Source organism: Mycobacterium sp. 1245499.0, from assembly GCF_001673615.1.
Classification (GTDB): domain Bacteria; phylum Actinomycetota; class Actinomycetes; order Mycobacteriales; family Mycobacteriaceae; genus Mycobacterium; species Mycobacterium europaeum_A.
The window spans coordinates 1-2,813 of sequence record NZ_LZMG01000061.1 but is presented as its reverse complement, the minus strand read 5'-3'; the positions used below and the strand labels follow the sequence as shown (position 1 = coordinate 2,813).

The following is a 2,813-nucleotide window of genomic DNA, read 5'->3' as shown; positions in this document are numbered from 1 at the left end:
CTCGGTGGTGGGGTACGAGGTCGAATTCTTCAGCGGAATGGTGTCGCCGCTCTTGAGCAGTTCGTGCGACGGGTTCGGCGGCGCGGCCAGCTCGACGTGCTGGGAACCCAGCAGCGACGTCTGGCCGATCTTGGCCGTGGCGTTCTTGGGCAACTTGACGTTCTTGTCCACACCGAGCGTCAGGGTGGCGATCCAGTTCTTCAGGTTGATGGCCTTGATCGAGCCGACGAAGACGTCGGCGACCATCACCTTGCTGTTGCCGTTGATCGCCAGGGTGTCGGGCACCTGCACGTAGAGGGTCATGGCCTTCGACCCGCTGCCGGGTCCACCCGGGATCGAGACGTTGGAGATGCCCTTCCAACCACACGAGCTCAACACCGTCGCGGCCACCAGCAGGGTCAGCCCTTGCCACGCCCGATGGCGGATCAGCCGAAGCGCGCCCCTCACTGCCCACCTCCAAAGTCAGCGGGTACCGGCGGCCCGCCCGCGTTCGGCGCGGGCGCGGACACCGGCGCCGGTGTCGGGGCGACCGGGCCCGGGACCACATCCGGTCCGGGCGGCGGCGGTTGGATCGGCACCGGCGCGTTCAGCCCGATGGGCGGCACGATCGGGTTCTCGTCGTAGGCGTTCGGCGGACCCGGCGGGGTCTGCAGGTTCGACTGGACGGGTTCGATGTTCGGACCACCCATCAGCTCACTCAGCGATTCGGGGGTCATCAGGCCCGCGGTGATCGGCCCGACCTGCTGGCCCTGCATGCCGGGAGCGACGATCCAGCCCGGCTGGGTGTTGCGGTGCGACGTCGGGGTGTCCGGCACCCAGATGCCGGGAACGGTGGTGTCTTTGTATCCGTTCGGTGGGTGCAGCCGGTCCTCGGAATACGCGACTTCCTTGGGCAGCGTCTCCGCCGTGCTGAACAGGTTCAAGCCGAACGGCGGGTAGTTGAACTTGATCGCGTCGAGGATCGGCGAGAGGTACTGCGCACACAGTTCGGCCGACTCCTGGTAGCCCAGCCGACTGCCGGCCTGGATCGCGCTGCAGATGAACTGCATCGGGTTCGCGAAGTTGGTGATCGACGGGATGGCGACCACCGAACCGTGCGACGGGTGATAGATCTGGTTGATGTTCGCCGCGGCCGTCGGCAGCACGTGCAGCGCGGTCTCCAGCCCGTTCAGCGGATCCGGTTGCAGCAACGCGTTCGTCGCGGTCTCGAGGTTGTTGATGTCGTGGGTCAGCACGCCGCGGTTCTGGTCCAGCCAGGGGCGCACGGTGGTGAGCAGGCTGTCGAACTGCTGGATCGCGTTGGCCAGGTCGTTGTCGTTGTGCGCCAGCCGGGTGGTGAAATCCGCCAGGTTCTGGTTGAGCGCGACGAACTGCTGGTCGTCCTGGTGCAGCGCGTTGACGAACAGCGCCAGGCTGCGCACCACCGCAAAGAAGTCGCCGCGACCCTCGTTCAGCGCGGTCAGTGCCTGCGACAGGTTGGTCAGCGTGGTGTTGATTTGCTTGCCCTTGCCGGCCAGGCCGTCGGCGAAGGACGTGATGACCTCACCGAACGGCCCCGTCGGCTGCTCGGGTGTGGGGCCCAGCTTGGAGATGATGTTGGTGATGCTGTTGCGCAGCTGGTCCCACTCCACCGGCACCTGGGTGCGCTCCTCGGGGATCACCGCGTTGTTGGCCAGCACCGGACCGCCCTTATAGGCCGGCTCCAGCTGAATGGACCGCGAGGCCACCAGGGTCGGGTTGAGGATCACCGCCGAGGCGTTCGCCGGAACCTTGTACTTGTTCTCGTAGTGGAAGGTGACCTTCATTTTGTTGCCGCTGGGCTCGATCTTGTCGATCGCGCCCACGCGCAAGCCCATGATCTGGACCTTGTCGCCCGGGTACAGCGCGTTCGCCGCCGGGAAGTAGGCCACCACGGTGTTGTTGGTCAGCTTCTCGTACAGCCGCCAGCCGACGTAGCCGACGACGAGAGCCAACACGATCACCAGCGATCCGATGATCACCGATGTCCGCGTCATCTTCGGTAACCGAATGTTGCGGACGTCAAAGATGGTGCTCAATTCTGGCTACCTCCCCCCGCTGCGCCGCTGCCTCCGGTTCCGCCCGGGTTGATGAACGGTGCCGGCAGCTGGTTACCCGGCCCGGGTGGCGCGGCGGGCCCCGGCGGGAAGCCCGGCGCGAACGTCGACGGTGGCGGCGTCGGCCCGGCCGGCGCCAGGTTCTCGGTGCGCGCGCCCGGCGGTGCTTGCGCCGGCAACGGCACCGGGGTGCCCGGAACGTCTGGCGGCGGGTCGCCCGGCCGGCCCGCGATCGGGATGCCCGGCGTGGGCGGCAGACCGTTGGGGTTGGGCGGCGACGTCATCACGTCGACCGGCGCGGGGAAGCCCGGCCCACCGAACGGGCCCGTCGTCGCGCCCGCACAGGGCAACGGGTTCCACGGCCGCGGCAGACCCTCGTCCCCGACGGTGACGTTGCCGCCCGGATTGGCCGGCGTGTACGAGCACGGCGATCCCGGCGGGACGGCCGGACCCGGGTGATCGGGCGTGCCCTCGAGCACCGGCGGTGCCGGCGGCGGCGCGCCGTTGGGGAACCGGGTGCCGTTGGGGTCGGGGAACCGGTAGGCCGGCAATCCCGCACTGCGCCAGAAGTTCTCCGGGTCGATGCCGCGCTTCTTGAAGGCGGCGTCTACCCAGGGCTGCGAAATCTGGTACAGCGCCAGGTTGTGCAGCACCACCTTGAAGAACGGGCCGGAGGCGATGGCCTCGTTCAGCGACGGCAGAAACTTGCCGACCTCGGTGAAACCGTTGGCCAGATCG

2 protein-coding genes and 1 pseudogene are annotated in these 2,813 nt (G+C 68.0%); all 3 read right to left on the bottom strand.

The features are described 5' to 3' along the window. A partial coding sequence (locus tag A5646_RS03060) for an MlaD family protein (protein ID WP_156765503.1) occupies positions 1-447 on the bottom strand: 447 nt, incomplete at its 3' end. Continuing rightward, positions 444-2,057 carry a virulence factor Mce family protein gene (locus A5646_RS03055; protein WP_066862441.1) on the bottom strand — a complete coding sequence of 538 codons (1,614 nt, stop codon included), beginning with the start codon at positions 2,055-2,057 and terminating at the stop codon, positions 444-446. The genes A5646_RS03055 and A5646_RS03060, both read right to left, overlap by 4 nt. After that, a pseudogene (locus tag A5646_RS03050) lies at positions 2,054-2,813 on the bottom strand (mammalian cell entry protein); the annotation flags it as partial. The gene A5646_RS03055 and the pseudogene A5646_RS03050, both read right to left, overlap by 4 nt.